Annotated in this window: 19 protein-coding genes; 4 read left to right on the forward strand and 15 right to left on the reverse strand. The window is 68.6% G+C overall.

Annotated features, from left to right (window positions below):
* Positions 1-45 precede the first annotated feature (45 nt).
* The 3 genes from P7A99_RS08950 (at position 46) to P7A99_RS08960 (ending at position 3,350) form a co-directional block, all read left to right on the forward strand.
* Positions 46-1,089, forward strand: coding sequence for a substrate-binding domain-containing protein (locus P7A99_RS08950; RefSeq protein WP_277793540.1), 1,044 nt, complete (start codon positions 46-48; stop codon positions 1,087-1,089).
* Positions 1,090-1,258: 169 nt separating this feature from the next.
* Positions 1,259-2,566: a hemolysin family protein gene (locus tag P7A99_RS08955; RefSeq protein ID WP_277793541.1), complete on the forward strand. Its 1,308-nt coding sequence runs from the start codon at positions 1,259-1,261 to the stop codon at positions 2,564-2,566.
* A gap of 16 nt (positions 2,567-2,582) precedes the next feature.
* Positions 2,583-3,350: a retropepsin-like aspartic protease family protein gene (locus P7A99_RS08960; RefSeq protein ID WP_277793542.1), complete on the forward strand. Its 768-nt coding sequence runs from the start codon at positions 2,583-2,585 to the stop codon at positions 3,348-3,350.
* A 174-nt stretch (positions 3,351-3,524) separates the two neighbouring features.
* Here P7A99_RS08960 and P7A99_RS08965 read toward each other — a convergent pair whose 3' ends face one another.
* Entirely contained in the window at positions 3,525-4,616 is a 1,092-nt protein-coding gene (locus tag P7A99_RS08965) for a glycosyltransferase family 4 protein (RefSeq protein WP_101720623.1), read from the reverse strand.
* Positions 4,616-5,440, reverse strand: a complete 825-nt coding sequence (locus P7A99_RS08970) for a UDP-2,3-diacylglucosamine diphosphatase (protein ID WP_101720624.1) — start codon at positions 5,438-5,440, stop codon at positions 4,616-4,618. Before P7A99_RS08970 ends, P7A99_RS08965 begins: the two co-directional genes overlap by 1 nt.
* 309 nt (positions 5,441-5,749) lie before the next feature.
* Here P7A99_RS08970 and P7A99_RS08975 point away from each other — a divergent pair, with 309 nt between their 5' ends.
* Positions 5,750-6,379 carry a TetR/AcrR family transcriptional regulator gene (locus P7A99_RS08975; protein ID WP_277793543.1) on the forward strand — a complete coding sequence of 210 codons (630 nt, stop codon included), beginning with the start codon at positions 5,750-5,752 and terminating at the stop codon, positions 6,377-6,379.
* A 219-nt stretch (positions 6,380-6,598) separates the two neighbouring features.
* Here P7A99_RS08975 and P7A99_RS08980 read toward each other — a convergent pair whose 3' ends face one another.
* The 13 genes from P7A99_RS08980 to P7A99_RS09040 all read right to left on the reverse strand — a co-directional run bounded on the left by P7A99_RS08980 (position 6,599) and on the right by P7A99_RS09040 (position 19,500).
* Complete coding sequence (locus P7A99_RS08980; protein ID WP_277793544.1) at positions 6,599-9,460, reverse strand: TonB-dependent receptor; 2,862 nt, start codon at positions 9,458-9,460, stop codon at positions 6,599-6,601.
* 255 nt (positions 9,461-9,715) lie between these two features.
* A complete protein-coding gene (locus tag P7A99_RS08985) occupies positions 9,716-10,171 on the reverse strand; it encodes a chemotaxis protein CheE (protein ID WP_277793545.1) in 456 nt (151 codons plus the stop codon).
* Complete coding sequence (locus P7A99_RS08990; protein WP_277793546.1) at positions 10,168-10,770, reverse strand: response regulator; 603 nt, start codon at positions 10,768-10,770, stop codon at positions 10,168-10,170. Before P7A99_RS08990 ends, P7A99_RS08985 begins: the two co-directional genes overlap by 4 nt.
* Positions 10,771-10,777: 7 nt before the next feature.
* Positions 10,778-11,167, reverse strand: a complete 390-nt coding sequence (locus P7A99_RS08995; RefSeq protein ID WP_277793547.1) for a chemotaxis protein CheU — start codon at positions 11,165-11,167, stop codon at positions 10,778-10,780.
* A 5-nt stretch (positions 11,168-11,172) separates the two neighbouring features.
* Positions 11,173-11,748 (reverse strand): chemotaxis protein CheD, encoded by a 576-nt coding sequence (locus P7A99_RS09000; protein ID WP_058347349.1) that lies wholly within the window; start codon positions 11,746-11,748, stop codon positions 11,173-11,175.
* Complete coding sequence (locus P7A99_RS09005) at positions 11,745-12,134, reverse strand: response regulator (RefSeq protein ID WP_058347350.1); 390 nt, start codon at positions 12,132-12,134, stop codon at positions 11,745-11,747. Before P7A99_RS09005 ends, P7A99_RS09000 begins: the two co-directional genes overlap by 4 nt.
* A gap of 4 nt (positions 12,135-12,138) precedes the next feature.
* Positions 12,139-13,170 carry a protein-glutamate methylesterase/protein-glutamine glutaminase gene (locus P7A99_RS09010; protein WP_277793548.1) on the reverse strand — a complete coding sequence of 344 codons (1,032 nt, stop codon included), beginning with the start codon at positions 13,168-13,170 and terminating at the stop codon, positions 12,139-12,141.
* 2 nt (positions 13,171-13,172) lie between these two features.
* The gene (locus tag P7A99_RS09015) at positions 13,173-14,051 is read right to left on the reverse strand and encodes a CheR family methyltransferase (RefSeq protein WP_277793549.1); all 879 of its coding nucleotides are present in this window, start codon (positions 14,049-14,051) and stop codon (positions 13,173-13,175) included.
* Positions 14,051-14,518 carry a chemotaxis protein CheW gene (locus tag P7A99_RS09020; protein WP_277793550.1) on the reverse strand — a complete coding sequence of 156 codons (468 nt, stop codon included), beginning with the start codon at positions 14,516-14,518 and terminating at the stop codon, positions 14,051-14,053. Before P7A99_RS09020 ends, P7A99_RS09015 begins: the two co-directional genes overlap by 1 nt.
* 4 nt (positions 14,519-14,522) lie before the next feature.
* The gene (locus tag P7A99_RS09025) at positions 14,523-16,829 is read right to left on the reverse strand and encodes a chemotaxis protein CheA (RefSeq protein ID WP_277793551.1); all 2,307 of its coding nucleotides are present in this window, start codon (positions 16,827-16,829) and stop codon (positions 14,523-14,525) included.
* Positions 16,830-16,886: 57 nt separating this feature from the next.
* Positions 16,887-17,252, reverse strand: a complete 366-nt coding sequence (locus tag P7A99_RS09030) for a response regulator (protein ID WP_058347355.1) — start codon at positions 17,250-17,252, stop codon at positions 16,887-16,889.
* The gene (locus P7A99_RS09035; RefSeq protein WP_420808196.1) at positions 17,249-17,533 is read right to left on the reverse strand and encodes an STAS domain-containing protein; all 285 of its coding nucleotides are present in this window, start codon (positions 17,531-17,533) and stop codon (positions 17,249-17,251) included. The genes P7A99_RS09030 and P7A99_RS09035 overlap by 4 nt, the downstream gene beginning before the upstream one ends.
* Positions 17,533-19,500: a methyl-accepting chemotaxis protein gene (locus tag P7A99_RS09040; RefSeq protein ID WP_431307652.1), complete on the reverse strand. Its 1,968-nt coding sequence runs from the start codon at positions 19,498-19,500 to the stop codon at positions 17,533-17,535. Before P7A99_RS09040 ends, P7A99_RS09035 begins: the two co-directional genes overlap by 1 nt.
* Between the last annotated feature and the right edge of the window lie 52 nt (positions 19,501-19,552).

Raw genomic sequence — 19,552 nt, forward strand, 5'->3', positions numbered from 1 at the left:
GGGCGGCGCGGCCGTCCGGCTCACCCCTTTCTTCAGGATTTCGAGATGAAGAAGCTTCTGTCCTGCGCGGCCGGCGCGCTCGTCCTGTCGGGCCTGGCCGCCGTTCCCGCCCACGCGGCCCGCGACTATGTCTGGGCCGCCGGCTCGTCGACCGTCTTTCCCTTCGCCACCCGCACCGCCGAGAACTACGCCAAGAAGTCCGGCAAGAAGGCTCCGAAGGTCGAGAGCCTGGGCACCGGCGGCGGCATCAAGCTGTTCTGCGGCGGGCAGGGCGAGGGCTTTCCCGACATCGCCAACGCCTCGCGGCCGATGAGGAAGTCGGAGTTCGACCAGTGCGCCGCCAAGGGCGTCAAGGACATCATCCAGATCAAGATCGGCTTCGACGGCATCGTGGTCGCCACCGACAAGGACGGCGCCGACTACAACTTCAAGACCGAGCAGCTGTTCCTGGGCCTGTCGGCCAATGTCTACAAGGGCGGCCAGTGGGTGAAGAACACCACCAACAGCTGGGACGACGTCGGCGGCGGCCTGCCGGGCAACAAGATCCTGGTCTACGGTCCGCCCCCGACCTCGGGCACCCGCGACGCCTTCGTCGAGCTGGCCATCGAGGCCGGCGCCCGCAAGTTCCCTTCGATCGACGCGATCCGCTCGGACAACGAGAAGCTGTTCAAGGCCAAGGTCGACCCGCTGCGTGGCGACGGCTGGATCGACGCCGGCGAGAACGACAATGCTCTGGTCGGCACCCTGACCAAGACGCCCGGCGCGCTGGGCGTGTTCGGCTGGTCCTACCTCGAAGAGAACATGGACAAGATCAAGGGCGCTTCGGTCAACGGCGTGCGGCCCTCGGCCCAGTCGATCGCCGACGGCTCCTACCCGCTGTCGCGCTCGCTGTTCATCTACGTCAAGAAGAACAGCATCGGGGTCACGCCGGGCCTGGACGAGTTCCTGAAGGAGTTCACCTCCGACGCCGCCACCGGGCGTGGCGGCTACCTGCAGGGCCGGGGCCTGATCCCGCTGCCGCCCGGCCAGCACCAGGCCCAGAAGGACATCGTGGCCAAGAAGACCACGATGGCGCGTCCGGCCTCGTAAAAAAGGGCGCTTTTGCGGGCGGTTTTAGCCGCGCGACCGAAGATTGCGTCGCGGTCCTATGGGCCGCGGCGTTTTCTTTTGTATAGTGCCCCCCGGTCCGCCCGCGCCGCGTAAGGAAAGTCTGGGCCGTGGCCGCCGTCCGGCGCCGCGTCACTTGCCCCTAGGGACAATGATACTCCTCGCGCTCGCCGTCGTTCTGTTCCTCGTTCTGCTGAACGGGGTCTTCGCCATGTCCGAACTCGCGGTGGTCTCCGCGCGCCGGGCCAGACTACAGAGCCAGGCCGATCGAGGAGACCGCGGGGCCAAGATCGCCCTCTCCCTGGCCGAGCATCCGACCCGCTTTCTGTCGGCCGTGCAGGTGGGCATCACCCTGATCGGCATCCTGGCCGGCGCCTACGGCCAGGCCACCATCGCCGGCGCGCTGGACAAGTGGCTCGAGCCGCAGCCCGTGATCGGCCCGCATTCGGAAATCATCGCCACCACCATCGTCGTCGTCGGCCTGACCTACGTGTCGGTGATCCTCGGCGAGCTGGTGCCCAAGCGCCTCGCTTTGATCTTCCCCGACACCATCGCCCGCGCCATGGCGCCGTTCCTGGCCCTGGTGGCCACCGTGCTGCGCCCGTTCGTGACCCTGCTGACGGTGTCGACCGCCGCCATCCTCAAGCTGATGGGCGTGCGCGACGAGCGCAACAGCGGCATTACTTCCGAAGAGGTCGAGACCGTCCTGGCCGAAGGCGCCGACGCCGGCCTGATCGAGCCGGAGGAGCGCTCGATGATCCAGGAGGTGCTGCGCCTGGGCGACCGTCCGGTGCGCGTGGCCATGACCCCGCGCCGCGACCTCTACTGGATCTCGCTGTCCGACGAGCCGCAGGCCGTGCTGGCCGAGGTGCGCGAGTGCCCCTATTCGCGCATCGTGGTGGCCATGGAAGGCGACCTCGACGGCGAGATCGGCGTGGTGCTGAAGAAGGACCTGCTGGACGCCTGCCTCGGCGGCGAGCCGCTGGACCTGCGCGCCCACATCCAGCAGCCGATCGCCATCCCCGAGACCATGTCGCTGCTGCGCGCCATGGCCGTCTTCAAGCAGACCTCGCTGCACGTGGCCCTGGTGGTCGACGAGTTCGGTTCGGTGCAGGGCGTGATTACCCCGATCGACCTCCTGGAAATGATCGCCGGCGACTTCCCGGAAGATCACGACGAGGGCGAGCGCCGCATCCTGCGCCGCGAGGACGGCAGCTGGCTGGTCGACGCCCGCCTCGACATCCAGGAGCTCAACGACGCCCTGGGCGAGAACTTCGAGGCCGAGGGCGGCTATCACACCGTCGCCGGCCTGATCCTCGACCGCCTGGGCCGCATCCCGGCCGAGGGCGAGATCCTGCATCTGGGCGCCTTCGACGTTGAGATCGTCGACATGGACGGCTCGCGCATCGACAAGGTGATCCTCAAGGCCGGCAAGGGCCGAGAGGGCGACGAGGACTGACGGCGGGGCAGGGGGCATGAGCCATCCGGGACCCTGGGGTGGTGAACCGCCGCCCGAGCCGGCCGAGGCGCGTCCCGTGCGCGCCTCGTGGCGGCGCTGGCTGGTCTGGTTCGTCGTTGTTTCGGCGGGCCTTGCCGTTGTGGGCCTGCTGCTGCGGGCCTCGCCCTGGGCCCTGCGGGAAACCGACGACTGGTTCTATCTGGTCTGGGGCGGCCTCCTGGCCGCGGCCCTCTCGACCGGCCTTCTGCGGGCGACCCGCCGCCAGGCGCTGCACGGCCTGGGCTATGCGGCGATCTGGGCCGGAATCGTCCTCGTCCTGGCCGTCGGCTATCTCTACCGCGCCGAACTGGCCGAGGCGCCCCAGCGCCTGCGCATGACCCTGAACATCGGCGAGCCGGTGGCCACGGGCGAGCGCGAACTGCGCGTGGCCCAGGACGCCAGCGGCGCCTTCGTCATCGTCGGCCAGGTCAACGGCCAGCGCGTGCTGTTCCTGGTCGACACCGGGGCCACCAACACCGTGCTCAGCCCCGCCGACGCCCAGCGGATCGGTGTCGACATGGCCTCGCTGCGCTTTGACCAGACCAGCGAGACCGCCAACGGCCTGGGCTACGGCGCCCAGTGGACCGCCGAGCGCCTGGAGATCGGCCCGATCCGCCGCGACCGCTTCCCGGTGGACATCAACCAGGCCCCGATGAGCGCCTCGCTGCTGGGCATGAGCTTCCTCAACACCCTGGACTCCTACGAGGTCCGCGGCGGCCAGCTGATCCTGAGGTGGAAGGAGTAGCCTGATCCTCCCCCTGAAGGGGGAGGTGGCCAGAGGGCCGGAGGGGGGAGTTTCTGATGAGCCGGCGACAGCCGCAGGCGCGAGCAATCCCTTCCCCCTCAGTCGCGGAGTTTATCCTCGGGCCGGCCTTTGGCCGGACCCGGGGCGACAGCTCCCCCTTCAGGGGGAGCGTCTTTAAGCCGCCGTCTTGCGGCGGATGCGCGCCAGACGGCGCAGGCGGCGCCAGAAGCGGGTTTTTTCCGGTTCGGGGTAGGGCTGCAGGTTCTTGAAGAACTCCTCGGCGCAGGCGCGCCACGAGAAGCCCTCGGCGAACTTGCGCACCGCGGCGTGGTCGATGTCCAGGCAGGCCAGGCACGCCTCGCGCAGGCCGTCGGTCTGGCCGGGGGCCAGCACGCCGGCGCCGGAGCCGGGAATGATGTCGATGGGGCCGGGGGCCGAGAACGCCGCCACCGGCACGCCGGCGGCCATGGCTTCCAGGATCACCAGGCCGAAGGTGTCGGTCAGGGACGGGAAGCAGAACACGTCGGCGCAGGCGAAGTGGCGGGCCAGTTCGTCGCCGAACTTGGCGCCCAGGAACTTCACCTCGGGATACTTCTCGGCCAGCTCCTCGCGCTGGGGACCGTCGCCGATGACGACCTTGGTGCCCGGCAGGTCGAGGCTGGCGAAGGCCTCGATGTTCTTCTCGACGGCCACGCGGCCGACATTGAGGAAGATCGGCCGGGCCAGCCCCTCGAACAGGTCCGGCTCGTCCGGCTGGCGCGGCTTGAACACGTCGGTGTCGACGCCGCGCGACCAGGGCGAGATGTTGCGGAAACCGTGGCGCACCAGCTCGTCGCGCATGGTCGGCGTGGCCACCATCAGGCGGCCCGACGGCTTGTGGAACCAGCGCATGTAGGTGTAGCCGGCCGCCAGCGGCAGCGGCAGGCGGGCCGAGACGTACTCGGGGAAGCGCGTGTGGTAGCTGGTCGTGAACGGCAGCTTCCACTCCAGGCAGATGCGGCGCGCGGCCAGGCCGATCGGACCCTCGGTGGCGATGTGGATCGCCTCGGGCTCGAACGACTTGAAGCGCTCCTGCACCGGCTCGTAGGCGCCGATCGCGAGCTTGATTTCGGGATAGGTGGGCAGCGGGAAGGTGGGGAACTGGTCAGGGCTGACCACGTCCACCTCATGGCCCATGGCGCGCAGCTCGGCCATCACCTTGGTGAGGGTCCGAACCACGCCGTTGACCTGCGGTTCCCATGCGTCGGTGGCGAGAAGTATCCGCATCAGGCGGCGGCAGGCTCCGGCAACGGGGGCTCGACGGCGAGCGCCCGGGCCCGGTCGATCACCGACCAGGACCTCATCTTGGACCATTCGAGGATTTCGAGCTGGCCGTCCATATGCTCCACCAGAGCGGTGCAGCTTTCAACCCAGTCACCGTCGTTGACGTAAAGAATACCGTCGATCTCCCGCATCTCGGCCTTGTGGATATGGCCGCAGATGACGCCGTCGACGCCGCGCCGACGGGCTTCGTCGGCGACGGCGGCTTCGAAGTTCTCGATGAACTGCAATGCGTTCTTCACCTTGACCTTCAGATAGGCCGAGAGACTCCAGTAACCGAACCCCATCCTCCGCCGCGCGCGGTTGAGCAAGGTGTTCAGCATGAGGATGGTTCTATAGGACCAATCCCCGAGGAAGGCGAGCCACTTGGCATGCTGCACGACGCCGTCGAACTCGTCGCCGTGAACCACCAGGTAGCGCTTGCCGTCGGCCGCCTCGTGGATCACGTCGCGGGCCACGACCACGCCGCCGAAGTGGGTGCCGCAGAAGTCGCGCACGCGGTCGTCGTGGTTGCCGGGCACGTAGATCACCTCGACGCCCTTGCGGGCCAGGCGCAGGATCTTCTGCACCACGTCGTTGTGGCTCTGGGGCCAGTACCAGCCGCTGCGCAGCTTCCAGCCGTCGACGATGTCGCCGACCAGATAGAGCTTGTCGCATTCCACGTGCCGGATGAAGTCCAGCAGCAGCTCGGCCTGGCAGCCGCGCGTACCCAGATGGATATCGCTGATGAAGATGCTGCGATAGCGGCGGATCTCGGTGTCGGCGGCCATGACGGCTTCCCCAGCGCTGCGGCGGGCCGCCCCCGCGACGACCGCCATCCCAAGCGAGAACTCGAGGGTGCGGATAAGCTGATTGCATGTCGCTTTAATGAAACCGTCCGGGTTCGGCGTCGGATGCGGCGGGGCGCCGCGGACGGTGAGGGCGGCGTCTCGGCAGGCGCCGTTACGGAAGCCCTTGTTTCGATCAGTCGGCGCCGTTGTGGCAGGCGCTCAGGTGACGACTTGAAACGGCCGTGATCCCTTGCATTGATAGGGAAAACGACTGTTGCAGCGCAGCATCGTCCGCACTAGATGACCCCGATGGACGCCGCCCGCCTCGCCAAGGACACACCCAAGTCGCTGAAGACGCGCGCGCGCATCCTCGACTGCGCCATGCGCCTGTTCGCCGAGACCGGCTATCACGCGGCCACCAACCCGGTGATCGCCGACGCCGCGGGCCTGACGCGCGGGGCGATGCTGTATCACTTCCCGACCCGCGAGGCCCTGGTCGAGGCCGCGGTGGCCCACGTCCAGGCCGCGCGCTCGGCCCTGTTCCGCGCCGCCGCCGACAGCCTGCCGAGCGGCGCCGACGTCACCGAGCACGCCATCGACAGCTACTGGGACCTGTTGCAGAGCGAGCCGTTCCTGGCCTTCGCCGAGCTGGAGGCGGCCGGCCGCACGGATCCGGCCATCCAGGCCCTGCTGGCCCCGGCCCAGGCCGAGTTCGACCGCGCCCAGGCCGGCGACCACTTCCTGAAGATCCTGCACGCCGGCGCCGGCCCGCGCTTCCAGGCCAGCCGCGACCTCGCCCGCTTCATGCTGGAAGGCCTGGCCCGCACGACTCTGACCTATGACGGCGAGGGCCGCCGCGAGCGCCTCCTGATGCTGATCAAGCGCGCGACGCACATGCTCAACCGCAAGGGCGACATCCAGGACCTCTGGCCGGACTGAGAGCCAGGATCCTCCTCCTGAAGGGGGAGGTGGCCCGAAGGGCCGGAGGGGGGACGTTTTCAGCTTTCGAAGAGTCGGAAGGTCAGTGTCCGCTCCCCCCACCGATCGCTGCGCGATCGCCTCCCCCAAAGGGGGAGGTTCCAACGAAAAAGGGCGCCGGCTTTCGCCGACGCCCCGTTCCGCCGCCTCCCCCCGAAGGCGGGGCGCATCAAGTCCGGATCAGAACTTGTAGCGCAGGCCCAGCAGGATCTCGCGACCCGTGTGGTGATAGACCACCGGCATGTTCTGCGTGCCGGTGAACTGGTCCTGGTACTCGTCGGTCAGGTTCACGCCTTCCAGCGTGATCTTGAACTGGTCGTTGAGGGTGTACTGCACCGAGGCGTCGACGTTGAACGTCTCGTTGGTGCCGTCATAGAGCACCGGCGCGGCCGCGGTGTGCTCCTGGCCCAGCACGCGGGTCAGGTAGCGGTCGCGGTACGAGGCCGAGACGCGGGCGCTCCACTTGGCGTCTTCGTAGTAGAGGGTGGCGTTGTAGCCGTTGCGCGACAGGCCGGTCAGGTCGGTCGAGGCCACGACGGCGCCGGCCGAGTTCACGTACTTCACGTCCGACTTCACGTAGGTGTAGTTCAGCAGCACGCCGGTGTTGGCCAGGAAGCTGGGCAGGAACTTGAACGGCTGCTGGTAGTTGACCTCGAAGCCCTTGACCTTGCCGCCGTCGGTGTTGACGGGGGTCGAGAAGTTCCACTGCGCCGAGGGGCTGCAGCCGACCGTCGTGCCGCAGGCGGCGATGGCGACGCTGTCGGGAATGCCGAACGGGTTGCCGGTGAAGGTGGTCGAGGTGGTGACCGTCTGCACCAGGCTGTCGATGTCCTTCTGGAACAGGGCCAGCGACAGCAGGGCCTGGCTCTGGAAGTACCATTCGAACGCCAGGTCGAAGGTCTTGGCGCGGAACGGGTCCAGGTTCGGGTTGCCGGCGGTGACGCTGCGGGCCGTGCCCGAGACGCTGACCGTCGAGCCAGGGGTCAGGCTGCCCAGGTCCGGACGCGACATCACCTTGGCCGCGCCGAAGCGGATCAGGAAGTTCTCGCTGGGCTCCAGCACCAGGTTCATCGAGGGCAGGGTGTCGTCGTACTCGCGGCCGGCCGAGATGGCGACCGGCGAGCCGCCGACATAGGTGAAGCCGGTGGCGTACTGCTTGGTCTTCACGTAGCGGACGCCGAAATTGCCCCGCAGGCCCCAGTCGCCCACTTCCGTGCGGAAGTCGGCCTGGGCGTAGCCGCCGCGGTTTTCCTCGGTGACGCTGCGGTTGTTGCCGAGCGACGGCTCCGAACCCAGGCGGAAGGCGCCGCCGTAGGCGGTGGGGTCATAGAGGCTGAGCGCCGAGACGGCCTTGGCGATGCTCGGGATGACCGTCTGCGTGCCGCCGAGGGTGGCCAGGGTGCTGAAATTGGCCAGCGACATGGCCGCGATGGCCGGCGGGATCACCGTTTCCTGGTTGGTGGTGGTGCCCACCGTACGGCGCATCTCGGTGGTTTCGAAGTCGTACTGCTTGAAGTTCAGGCCGGCGTTGATCGACCAGGTGTCGTTCAGCTTGTAGACGCCCCAGGCCTGGGCCGCGTCATAGGTGTTGAGCGCGGTCTGCGGGCGCAGGCGGATCTGGGTCAGGCGCCACTTGGTCGGGTCGGTCAGGGCGGCGTTGCCGTAGCTGAACTTCGGATTGCGGCTGTCGGTGTAGTCGTAGGAATAGCCGTCGACGTTGAAGTAGTCGAAGCGCAGCGTCGTCTGGATCGGGTTGGTGTGGTCCGATTCCGAGTGGCCGACGAAGCCGTTGATCGTGAAGTTGTCGTTGATCTGGTGTTCGCCGGTCAGCGAGAACTGGGTGAACTTGGTGCGCAGCTTGTCGAAGCGGTTCTCGACGGCCAGGTCGACGTCGTCGAACACGCCCTTGACCATCACGCCGTCCTGGATGGTCGAGGAGACCACGTTGGTGTCGGCGATGCCGCAGCTGGTGGCGGCGTTGGCGGCCGTGCAGGCGCCGCCGGTGCTGAAGGACGGGGCCTCCAGGTACGACTCCTCGCGGGTGCCCTTCAGGTCGGCATAGAGGGCGTCGAACGAGATCGTCGTGCCCTCGAACGGCCGGAACTGCAGGGCCAGGGTGGCGCCCAGGCGCTCCTGGTCGCTGTTGAAGTGGTCGACGCGCGGGAAGCGCGGGTGCAGGGCGGCGTTGTTGGCCACGGCCGAGGCCGAGCTGTTGACCAGGCCCGGCGTGCCGATATTGGCGCCGCTGGTCTGGGGCAGGGCGTCAAAGCCGGGCGAGAAGGCGTTGCCGGTGGCCCAGCGCACGGTGCTGTGGCCTTCCTCGACGATCTTGCGCTTGGTGTAGGCGATCGAGAACAGCGCCCCGAGCTTACCGTCGGCCCAGGTGTTGGAGATCATGAAGGCGCCGCGCGGCGTGGTCTTCTCGGACAGGTCGTTGAAGCTGGCCTGGGCCGAGGCCGACATCGCAAAGCCGTTGTAGTCGAACGGACGGGCGGTGCGCAGGTCGACCGTGGCGCCCAGCGAGCCCTCTTCCGTCGTCGCCTCGGCGGTCTTGCGCACCGTGATGGCGTTGAACAGGTCCGAGGCGAAGATGTTGAAGTCGAACGAGCGGCCGCGGTTGGTGCCGCCCGAGGGGTCGGCGCCGCCGGCGGTGGTCAGGGCCTCCATGCCGTTGATGCGCACGCGGGTGAACTGGGGGCCCAGGCCCCGCACCGAGATTTGACGGCCTTCGCCGCCGTCGCGGGCCAGGGCGACGCCCGGGATGCGCTGGATGGATTCCGACAGGTTGAGGTCGGGGAACTTGCCGATGTCCTCGGCCAGGATGGAGTCGGTGGCCGCGGCTTCCTCGCGCTTGACGTTCAGGGCCTTGGCCAGGCTGTTGCGGAAGCCGGTGACCACGACGGCCTCGACGGCGTCGCTTTCGGTGGTGGCTTGAGCTTCCTGCGCCATGGCCGAGCCCGCGGCCGCCAGGGCCATGGCCACGGCGCCGGCCGAGACGCTGATCTTCAGAGCGCGCAGGCGCGCGTCATGTCCGTAAGACATTGGTCCTCCTCCCGTTCGTTTCGTTGCGGCGCAGCCTGGGAAGGCCCCGCCGTGGCTCCGAAACAGTCTCGTGTCCTTCCCACGCGACCATTCTCGGCCGTCATTCTGGAAACCGGTGTCAACCCTTGTCGGGCTTGTCTGACACCGGTAGCAACGAACGCGTAACAAACACCGGAGGACGCATCAAGGGGTGGGACCGGTACCAGTTGTATTGGCCGGCGCGATCGTGGCGCCGGCGCTACGAAAGGGCGGGTTTCAGCGCTGGGCGACCTTGTGCAGGCCGTCGAGCATGCCCCGGCGCTGTTCCGGCGGCAGGCCGGCGCCGACGTTGCGCAGCAGGCGCAGCGCCGACAGGTGGACGTCGACCGCGTCCCAGCGCCAGGCCTTGGCCTCGGCGCAGCCGTCGACCAGGGCGCACAGCGACACCGCCGCCTCGTCGACCCCGGCGTCGGCGGCGAAGCCGGCAACGTCCACGATCTTGAGGGTCAGGGTGTAGAGGGTCTCGAAGTCCTCGCTGGCGCGGTCGGGCGCGCCCGGTCCGAAGCGCGCCTCGATGGCCTCGAGGGCGGCGTCCAGGGCCGCCAGCGAGCTGTCGCGCAGCGTCTCGATATTGGCTTCGGCCGCGGCGACCGCGTCCTTGGCCAGTATGCCGCCGCGATCCTTGATCATGGCGGCCAGGCGGTTCGGGGGACGGAACTTGCGAACGGTCATATCTGCACCTTCGCGACCTTCATCAGATTGTTGATTTCCTCTTGGGACATGTTGGGCTCCTGGGCATCCCCAACCTCCCCCTGAAGGTCGTCCTTGCGTCGGCCGTCCGTCCCCGGCGGCGGCCCCTCGTGTTTGAACCTGCGATCGGGCCCGATGTACGTATCGCACTCGATGAAGGCTCGCTCCTCGCGCGCCACCCAGAAGATCCGCTCCAGCAGGATTTTGGGCGTGATCGGCTTGGCGACGGTGAAGTTGGATCCGGCGTCCCGGTTCTTGAACACCTGCGAGATGCGGGTGTGGCCGGTGACCAGGATGACCGGGACATAGCGGTTCTGCTCGGGCGCCTCGCGCCGCAGCCACTGGATGAACTCGTAGCCGTCGACCTCCGGCATCTGCACGTCGCTGATGATCAGGTCGAAGGTATGGATCTTCACCAGCGCCTGGGCGTCCTTGACGGATTCCGCGCGGTGCAGGGTGCGCACGCCGAAACCGGAGACGACGCCCGACAGGATGTCGAGCGACGCGCCGTTGTCGTCGAGCACCAGCACGGTGGCGCGCTCGAGGTTTATCCGCGTCGATGGATTGAGCGGCTCGGGCATCGAGGCCTCAGAAGAAGTCGAGTTCGCCGGCCTCGGCGCCCCAGCCCGAATGCTCCTGGTCGGAACGCAGGCGCACCACGAGGTCGGCCAGGCCCAGGCCCTCGAGCAGCGGGTCGACCGACAGGCTCCATTCGCCGGAAGCGTGCTGGCTGATGCGGGCCAGCACGTCCGACAGGCCGTGCAGGCGCTGGCTCAGCTCGTCGAGGGCTTGCAGGCGGGTGATGTTTTCCAGGGCCGCGCCGCCGGTGGCCAGCTCGCCCGCCACGTGCTCGCACTCGCGGCAGATCATCGCCGCGGCCGCCAGTTCGGCCGCCAGCCGGCGCGACAGCTCGCCCACCGGAAGCTGGTGGTCCGGCGAGACGATGATATCGGCGGCGGCGGTCGACGGGGCGGTCATGGGGACTAGAACAGCTCCAGGTCGCCGGCGTTGGACGCGGGCTGGGGAATGGGGGCGGGACGACGCACTTCCTGCGGCGCGTTGTCGACGGCCACGAGGCGCTGGCGCACCCGGCCGGTGACCGGCCAGAACTCGACCCGGCGGGCCGAGACGCCGCCGACGCTGGACGAAACGATCGGAATGCCTTCGTCGCGCAGGAAACGCTCGGCGAAGGCCGCGTTGCTGGCGCCGACGTCCGACAGGCTGTCGAACAGCTTGCCGCCGCCGAAGATCTTGGCTTCCAGCCGCTCGCGGCGGGCGCCCTTCTTCAGCAGGCCGTTGATCAGCAGTTCCATGGCGTAGGCGCCGTAGCGGACCGCGTCGCCGCCGCTGCCGCCCCGGCCGTCGCCGGCGTCGGGCAGCAGGAAGTGGTTCATGCCGCCGACGCCCGCCTGCGGGTCGCGGATGCATGCGGCGATGCACGAGCCCAGCACCGTGGTCATCACCACGTTGGGATCGGTCGAGACATGGCTTTCGCCCTGGGTCACGTGGACCTTGGTCGCGCGCAGCTCGTCGTCGTGAGAATAATCCCTGCCGATCATGTCAGCTGTCCGAACACTTGCTCGATCTTGTCGCGCAGGCCCTGCACGGTGAACGGCTTGACGCAGTAATTGTTGACCCCGAACTGCACGGCGCGCTGCACCAGCTCGCGGTCGGCGCGGCCGGTCAGCATGACGAAGGCGGTCTGGCGGATCGGCGGGTGCGAGCGCACGGCGCGCAGCAGGGCCAGGCCGTCCATCTTCGGCATGTTGAAGTCCGAGATCACCAGGTTGGCCGGCTTGGCCAGGAGGTTCTTGAGAGCCTCTTCGCCGTCCGGCGCCTCGCGGATGTCCTTGAAGCCGATCTGCTGCAGGGCGTTGCGGATCAGCGCCCGCATGGTCAGCTGGTCATCGACGACGAGAACGGAAATGGAGCTTGCTTGGGGCATGGGTCTATCGCCTCGCGGAGGCCAGATCGAGGATGGATTGGCCGATGGAGGACAGGGAAACCTGCTTCTCCACGGCCCCGATTTCTTGGGCGGCGCGCGGCATGCCGTAGACGACGCAGCTGGCCTCGTCCTGGCCCACGGTGCGGGCGCCGGCCTGGCGCATCTGCAGCAGGCCCTGGGCGCCGTCGCGGCCCATGCCGGTCAGGATCGCGCCGACGGCCTTGTCGCCGACGGCCTGGGCCACCGAGCGGAACAGCACGTCGACCGAGGGGCGGTGGCCGCTGACCGGGTCGCCGGCCACCAGGCGGCAGCGCAGGCCGGCCGAGCGGACGACTTCCAGGTGGGTCGCGCCGCCGGGAGCGACATAGACCTTGCCCGGCTCGAGCATGGCGCCGTCGGTGGCTTCCTGCACCTTGGCCCCGCTGGCGCGGTCGAGGCGCGCGGCGAAGCTGGCGGTGAAGGTGGCCGGCATGTGCTGGGTGATGACGGTCGGCGGGCAGGTCTCGGGGAACTGCGACAGGATCGTCAGCAGGGCTTCCACCCCGCCGGTCGACGAGCCGATGGCCACCACGTCGCCCGAGGGCAGGTAGGCGCCGCCGCGACGGGTCGGGGTCGCCGGCGCGTCGGCCTTGGTGCGGACCGAGGCGCGGGCCGCGGTCTTCACCTTCTCGGCGACTTCCGCCAGCGCCTCGGCGGTGCCGGTGGCGGTGGTGGGCTTGCCCACGCAGTCGACCGCGCCCAGTTCCAGCGCGCGCAGGGTCATCTCGGCCCCGGCCTGGGTCAGGCTGGAGACCATGACCACCGGCATGGGCCGCAGGCGCATGATCTTCTCGAGGAACTCGATGCCGTTCATGTTCGGCATCTCGATGTCGAGGGTCACGACGTCGGGGTTCAGGGCCTTGATCATGCCGCGGGCCTCGAACGGGTCGCCGGCGGCGCCGACCACCTCGATCTCGGGATCGCGGTTGAGGGCGGCCGTGATCAGGCCGCGCATGGTCGCCGAGTCGTCGACGACGAGGGTGCGAATCTTGGCCATGGTCAGACCCCCGTCTTGCGATAGGCGGTCAGGCCGCAGCTCTCGAAGCCGCGCACATTGGCGCCGACGCGTTCGGAGTGGCCGACATAGAGCTTGCCGCCCGGCGCCAGCAGCGGCGCGAAACGGCTCCAGACCCGCTCCTGGGTCGGTTCATCGAAATAGATCACGACATTCCGGCAGAAAATGGCGTCGAACGGACCCTTCATCGGCCACGACGGACCGTTGAGGTTCAGCTCGCGGAAGGCGACGAGGCTGCGCGCGGCCTCGCAGACCCGCCAGGCGCGGCGGTCGCTCGGATCACGCTCGAAATACTGGCCGCGCATCGATTGCGACACGCCTTCCAGCAGGTGCTCGTCATAGACGGCGGTCCGGCCGGTGGCCAGGACGTTGGTGTCGATGTCGGTGCCCAGGATGCGGATGTCCAGTTCGGCGGCGTTGGGCCAAACAGACAGCACCGTGAACGCCATCGAATAGGGTTCCTGGCCCGACGAGCTGGCGGCGGACCACAGACGCAGGCGGCGGCCGGCGCGCACCTGGTCGGCGATCGGCTCCAGGATGTTGGCGCGCAGGTCGTCGAAGTGGTGCGGCTCGCGGAAGAAGCGGGTGACGTTGGTCGTCAGGGCCCGCAGCATCTCCTGGCTTTCGTCGTGACCCTGCTCGCTGGTCACGAAGGCGCAGTATTCCTTGAACGAGCGCAGGCCCAGGGCGCGCAGGCGCTTGGCCAGGCGCGAATAGACCAGCGTGGCCTTGGTGTCGGGCAGGCTGATGCCAGCCATGCCGTACAGGATCTCGGCGATGCGCTTGAAGTCCTGGGTCGTGAACGCGAACTCGCCATCGACGATGGCTTCGCGGCGATCCGTGGGGGCGGAGGCGAAGGTCATCAGGCGGCCAGGGCCTCGCGCTCGGGCAGCAGGCGATCGAGCGAGATCTCGCTGATCATCCGGCCCTCGATGGAAATGATGCCGCGGATGAAGCTGCGAACGGCGTCGCAGGCCAGGTCCGGGGTCGGCTGAACGAGGTCGTCGGTGATCGACAGGATGTCCGACACCGCGTCGACCAGCATGCCGATCATGCGGTCGCCCGCCTTGACCACGATGAACACGCTGCGGACGGTCGGCTCGATCACCGGCATGCCCAGACGGCAGGCCAGGTCCATGATCGGCAGCACCGCGCCGCGCAGGTTGATGACGCCGCGCATGTAACCGGGCGACTGCGGAAGCGTGGTGGCGGGGCTCCAGCCGCGGATCTCGCGGACGGCCATGATGTCCACGCAGTATTCCTGCTCGCCCACGCGGAAGGAGATCAGCTCGCGACGTTCGGCGCCGGTGGTGATGATTTCTTCTGACATCGGCTTATTCCGCGGCGATCAGGGTGGGTTCGACGGGGCGGGGCGGTTCGCGGCGGCGCAGGCTGATCACCGCATCGACGTCGAGGATGAGGGCCACGCGGCCGTCGCCCAGGATCGTCGCGGCGGCCACGCCGTCGACCTGCTGGTAGTTCTGCTCCAGCGACTTGATGACCACCTGGCGCTGGCCGTGGATGGCGTCGGCCACCAGGGCGGCGCGCGAGCCGTCCTCGCCCTCGACCAGCAGCACGACGCCTTCGGTCGGCGGGGGCGAGGCCTCGCGGTAGCCCAGGGTCAGGCCGACGTCGATCAGCGGCACGAAGCTGTCGCGGACGGCCAGCACCGAGCCGACCGGGCCCAGCGGGCGAACTTCTTCGGGCTTGGGACGCAGGCTCTCGACGATGGCGGCCAGCGGCACCACCAGGGTCTCGCCGGCGACGTCGACCACCATGCCGTCAAGGACGGCCAGGGTCAGCGGCAGGCTCAGCGTGAAGGTCGAGCCCTGGCCCGGACGCGAGGTGATCGAGATGCGGCCGCCGAGCGCCTGCACCGAGCGCTTGACCACGTCCATGCCGACGCCGCGGCCCGAGACGTCCGAGATCTTGTCGGCGGTCGAGAAGCCCGGGAGGAAGATCAGGTTGTCGATCTCCTCGTCGGTCAGCTGCAGCTCCGGCGAGATCAGGCCCTTCTTGATCGCGATCGAGTGGACGCGCTCGCGGTTGATGCCCTTGCCGTCGTCGGACACCTCGATGACGATCCGGCCGCTGCGATGCAGGGCGGCCAGCTTCACGACACCTTCCGGGTTCTTGCCGGCCGCCTTGCGCTCCTCGGGGCTTTCCAGCCCGTGGTCGATGGCGTTGCGCAGCATGTGGGTGATCGGGTCGGACAGACGCTCGATGACCGTCTTGTCGACCTCGGTGTTCTCGCCGTCCATCACCAGGCGGGCCTGCTTGCCCGTCATGCTGGCGACTTCGCGGACCAGGCGCGGCATGCGCTGGAACACCGACTTCACCGGCTGGGCGCGGATGGCCATGACGCTGTCCTGGATCTCGCGCGTCAGCTGTTCCAGCTCGTCGAGGCCCATGGCCAGGTTGGAGGAGGGGGCGATGCCGTATTCGCCGACACGCTGGGCCAGCATGGCCTGGTTGATGACCAGCTCGCCGACCAGGTCGATCAGGCGGTCGATGCGCTCGGGATCGACGCGGATCACCGACTGGCCCGGACCCGGGACGTCGATCTGCTGGGTCTTGGCGGCGGCGGCCGGAGCAGCGGCCACCGGCGCCGGCGCGGCCACGGGCGTGGCGACCGGAGCGGGAGCAGCTTCGACGACCGGCGCGACCGCGACAGGTTCGGGGGCGGATTCCACGACGACCGGAGCGGGAGCCTCGGCGATGACCACGGGCTCGGGCGCGGCGATGGCCGCCGGGGTCTCGCCGGCCAGCAGGGCGGCCAGGGCGGCGTCGGCGCTCAGGCCCTCGCCGCGGGTGATTTCCAGGTCGCAGTCGCCGTCGACGAATTCGAAGACCTCGCGGATGGCGGTCTCGTCTTCCTCGGTCTCCAGGCGCACCGTCCAGGTGGCGTAGGCGGCTTCGGCGTCCAGCATGTCCAGCGGCGGGATGGCGCTGGCGTCCAGGGTGGCCTCGATCGGGCCCAGGCGCGCAAGTTCGCGCAGCAGCAGGGCGGTCTCGTTGGCCTTGCGGTAGAGGTCCGACTTCGGACGGATAGACACCGTCCAGACGTTGCCCGCGGCGGCGGCGACGTCGGCCGCCTGCTCGTCGATGGTGATCGTCATCGGCTGGAAGTCGAAGCCCAGGTCGTCGTCGTCCAGGGCGTCGTCGGCCCCGATCAGCGCTTCGGCCGGGGCGGCGGCGACGGGCGCGGCTTCGAACACCGGCGCCTCGACAACGGCGGCGGGAGCCGGCGCGGCGTTGGGGTCGGTGCAGGCCTTCAGCTCGGCGGCCATGGCGGCCGAGACGGCTTCGTCCACGACGCCCAGGCCGCGGGCCGAGCTGACGTGGTCGGCCAGCACGTCCGAGGCGCGCAGCAGGGTCACCACCAGGTCGGGGGTCGCAGGCACTTCGTTGGAACGAACGGCGTCGAGCAGGGTCTCGAACACGTGGGCGAAGCGCACCAGCGGCTCGAGGCCGAAGGCGCCGGCGCCGCCCTTGATCGAGTGGACGGCGCGGAACACGGCGTTGACGGTGTCGCCGTCGTCGTTGCCGTCCTGCATGGCCAGGAGTCCGCCTTCGAGGTCGGCGAGAAGTTCCTCGCACTCCTGGAAGAAGGTGACCTTGATGGCCTCTAACTCGTCCATTCCAACGTTCCTAAAACGAGAAGGTCTTTAAGTGCCCCCGGGGAGGGGGAAACGACGTCAGGCCGCGACGCGGCGGATGGCGTCGACCAGCTTTTCCGGGTTGAACGGCTTGACGATCCAGCCCGTGGCGCCGGCGCGGCGCGCGCGGTCCTTCTTGGCCGGGTCGCTTTCCGTGGTCAGCACCAGGATCGGGATGGCGCGATAGTCGTCGTCGACCCGCACCGCCTCGATGAAGCCGAAGCCGTCCAGCTTGGGCATGTTGATGTCGGTGATGATCACGTCGGGGCGATGGGCCGAAAGAACTTCCAGCCCGTGCTCGCCGTCGACCGCTTCGACGACGTTGAACCCGGCGCCGGCGAGGGCCATGCGCAGCATGTCCCGCATCGTTCGGGAATCATCGACCGTGAGGACCGTCCGCGTCACGATTGAACTCCATGGATATCCGCCGAAAGAAGCGCCCCTTCGGCGCCGAACAGACGGGTGGTTTCGACAAAGGCCTCCGAAGGGGCCCGGATAGAAAAGGACTTGCCGTCCGCCGCCCAGGCGGTCTTGGCCGCCAGGAGCACTTGCAGGCAAAGGCCGCCGAGACGACGGACGTTGCCGGCGTCGACCTCGACCGCATCGCCGCGACGTTCCAGGAACGCCGCCTTGAGGGGACCCGAGGCCTTCAGATCAAGCGTTTCGGGCAGCGAAAGGACAGTCATCAAAACTCCTCCCAGCCGTCGCTGACCGGGGCGGCCGCGGCAGCGGCGCCGCCACGGCCAGGCCGGGCGAAGGCGCCGAGCCGGGCGCGTTGCTCGGCGACGGGGTTGCGGGCCGGCGAGTCGACGGCGACGTCGGCTTCGCGCGGGCGTTCAAAGCGTTGCGTGGCGCCTTCGCCCACACGGAAGCGACCGATCAGGCGCACCAGCTCCGCGGTCTCGCCCTTCAGCGAGTGCGTCGCGGCGGTCGATTGCTCGACCATGGCGGCGTTCTGTTGGGTCACCTGATCCATCTGGTTGACGGCGGTGTTGACTTCGTTGAGGCCGGTCGCCTGCTCGGCCGCCGAGGCGGCGATTTCGGTGACCAGGGCGTCGATCTCGCCGACCTTCACCACGATCCGCTGCAGGGCCTCGCCGGTCTGGCCGACCAGGCTGACCCCGGCAGAGACCTGCTGGGTCGACGACGAGATCAGGGTCTTGATCTCCTTGGCGGCCTCGGCCGAGCGCTGGGCGAGCGCGCGGACTTCCTGGGCGACCACCGCGAAACCACGTCCCGCTTCGCCCGCCCGGGCGGCCTCCACCCCGGCGTTGAGCGCCAGGAGGTTGGTCTGGAAGGCGATCTCGTCGATCACGCCGATGATCTGGCTGATCTGCTTGGAGGAATTTTCGATTTCGCCCATCGCGGACACTGCCTGATGGACGACCTGGCCGGAATGCGTCGCTTCGCCACGGGTGGTCGAGACCACGTCCGAGGCCTGGCGGGCGCCCGAGGCCGTGCGGCGCACGGTGGCGGTCAGCTCGTCGAGGGCGGCGGCGGTCTCTTCCAGGCTGGCGGCCTGCTGCTCGGTGCGGCGCGACAGGTCGTCGGAGGCGTGGGCGATTTCGTCGGCGCCGGTGCGCAGGCCGTCGGTCGAGGCCGTAATGACCTTCACGGTGTCCTGCAGCTGGGCGATGGCGCCGTTGAAGTCGTCCTTCAGCTTGGCGTACTCGCCCGGGAAGTTGGCGGTGACGCGGAAGGTCAGGTCGCCCTGGGCCAGGCGCTCGAGGCCCTCGGCCAGCGAGCTGACCACCAGGGCGCTTTCGCGGGCGGCGGCGGCGGCGGCCTGTTCCTTGGCGCGACGCTCGTCGGCGGTCAGGGCGGCCGACTTCTCCTGCTCGGCGCGCAGCTGTTCCAGGTGCAGCTGGTTGTCGCGGAACACCTTCAGCGAACGCACGATGGCGCCCAGCTCGTCCCCACGGGTCAGGCGTTCCAGATCGATGCCGTTGTCGCCCTTGGAGAGCTTCTCGGTGGCGCCGGCGATGTCGCCGATCGACTTGCGGGTCGTCATCACGGTCATGAACGCCAGGGCGCCGACGGCGGCCAGGGTGATGAGCGAGAGAACGATGGTGATGCTGATCGAGGCGGCGGCCTCGGCCTGGCGCTTGGCGGCCTGCGTCTTGGCGCGGCTGGCGGCGTCGTCGACGACCTTCTGCAGCTGAGCGGCCATCTTGACATATTGGTCTTCGAAGCTGCCGGCGAAGCTCATCGCCATGCCCGCGTCGACATCGACCATGCCGCTGACGGTGTCGACGGCGCTGCGGCACTCGGCCAGCGCCTTGACCAGGGCGTCGATCTTGGGACGTTCCGAGACCGGAAGACGGCCGGAGAGGGCCTTCATTTCCTTGCCCAGGGTGTCGAACTCCGCGAGCAGTTCGGTGATGCGCGGACCGGCCGGAGCGGCCATCGGGTCGGCCTTGGAGGCCAGGATCTGGTAGAGCTTGCCGTGAGCGTCTGTGATGCGGCGCGACAGCGACTGGATTTCGCTGTTGGTGCGCATGTCGGTCTCGACGACCTGATGCAGCGCGGCCGACTGGCTCTTCTGCACGACGATGGACCCCACGGCCATGGCCGCCAGCATCAGCAGAGCGAAAGCCGGCGCGAAGCCGATTTTTATGATCAACGGCAGATCGACGAGTCGAAAGCGCTTCATGACAAATCCCCTCCAAGCGACGGCCGTGCCCACGGACCGTTCGCAACGTGAG

Source organism: Caulobacter endophyticus, assembly GCF_029543245.1.
GTDB lineage: Bacteria > Pseudomonadota > Alphaproteobacteria > Caulobacterales > Caulobacteraceae > Caulobacter > Caulobacter endophyticus_A.

Bases quoted from the DNA above. Each gene is read 5' to 3' on its own strand.
- P7A99_RS09025 (WP_277793551.1), bottom strand. From the start codon at position 16,829: ATGGACGAGTTAGAGGCCATCAAGGTCACCTTCTTCCAGGAGTGCGAG.
- P7A99_RS09000 (WP_058347349.1), bottom strand. From the start codon at position 11,748: ATGATCGGCAGGGATTATTCTCACGACGACGAGCTGCGCGCGACCAAG.
- P7A99_RS09010 (WP_277793548.1), bottom strand. From the start codon at position 13,170: ATGGCCAAGATTCGCACCCTCGTCGTCGACGACTCGGCGACCATGCGC.
- P7A99_RS09015 (WP_277793549.1), bottom strand. From the start codon at position 14,051: ATGACCTTCGCCTCCGCCCCCACGGATCGCCGCGAAGCCATCGTCGAT.
- P7A99_RS08970 (WP_101720624.1), bottom strand. From the start codon at position 5,440: ATGGCCGCCGACACCGAGATCCGCCGCTATCGCAGCATCTTCATCAGC.
- P7A99_RS08965 (WP_101720623.1), bottom strand. From the start codon at position 4,616: ATGCGGATACTTCTCGCCACCGACGCATGGGAACCGCAGGTCAACGGC.
- P7A99_RS09040 (WP_431307652.1), bottom strand. From the start codon at position 19,500: ATGAAGCGCTTTCGACTCGTCGATCTGCCGTTGATCATAAAAATCGGC.
- P7A99_RS08995 (WP_277793547.1), bottom strand. From the start codon at position 11,167: ATGACCGCCCCGTCGACCGCCGCCGCCGATATCATCGTCTCGCCGGAC.
- P7A99_RS09005 (WP_058347350.1), bottom strand. From the start codon at position 12,134: ATGCCCCAAGCAAGCTCCATTTCCGTTCTCGTCGTCGATGACCAGCTG.
- P7A99_RS08950 (WP_277793540.1), top strand. From the start codon at position 46: ATGAAGAAGCTTCTGTCCTGCGCGGCCGGCGCGCTCGTCCTGTCGGGC.
- P7A99_RS08985 (WP_277793545.1), bottom strand. From the start codon at position 10,171: ATGACCGTTCGCAAGTTCCGTCCCCCGAACCGCCTGGCCGCCATGATC.
- P7A99_RS09020 (WP_277793550.1), bottom strand. From the start codon at position 14,518: ATGTCAGAAGAAATCATCACCACCGGCGCCGAACGTCGCGAGCTGATC.
- P7A99_RS09035 (WP_420808196.1), bottom strand. From the start codon at position 17,533: ATGACTGTCCTTTCGCTGCCCGAAACGCTTGATCTGAAGGCCTCGGGT.
- P7A99_RS08980 (WP_277793544.1), bottom strand. From the start codon at position 9,460: ATGTCTTACGGACATGACGCGCGCCTGCGCGCTCTGAAGATCAGCGTC.
- P7A99_RS08975 (WP_277793543.1), top strand. From the start codon at position 5,750: ATGGACGCCGCCCGCCTCGCCAAGGACACACCCAAGTCGCTGAAGACG.
- P7A99_RS08990 (WP_277793546.1), bottom strand. From the start codon at position 10,770: ATGCCCGAGCCGCTCAATCCATCGACGCGGATAAACCTCGAGCGCGCC.
- P7A99_RS08960 (WP_277793542.1), top strand. From the start codon at position 2,583: ATGAGCCATCCGGGACCCTGGGGTGGTGAACCGCCGCCCGAGCCGGCC.
- P7A99_RS08955 (WP_277793541.1), top strand. From the start codon at position 1,259: ATGATACTCCTCGCGCTCGCCGTCGTTCTGTTCCTCGTTCTGCTGAAC.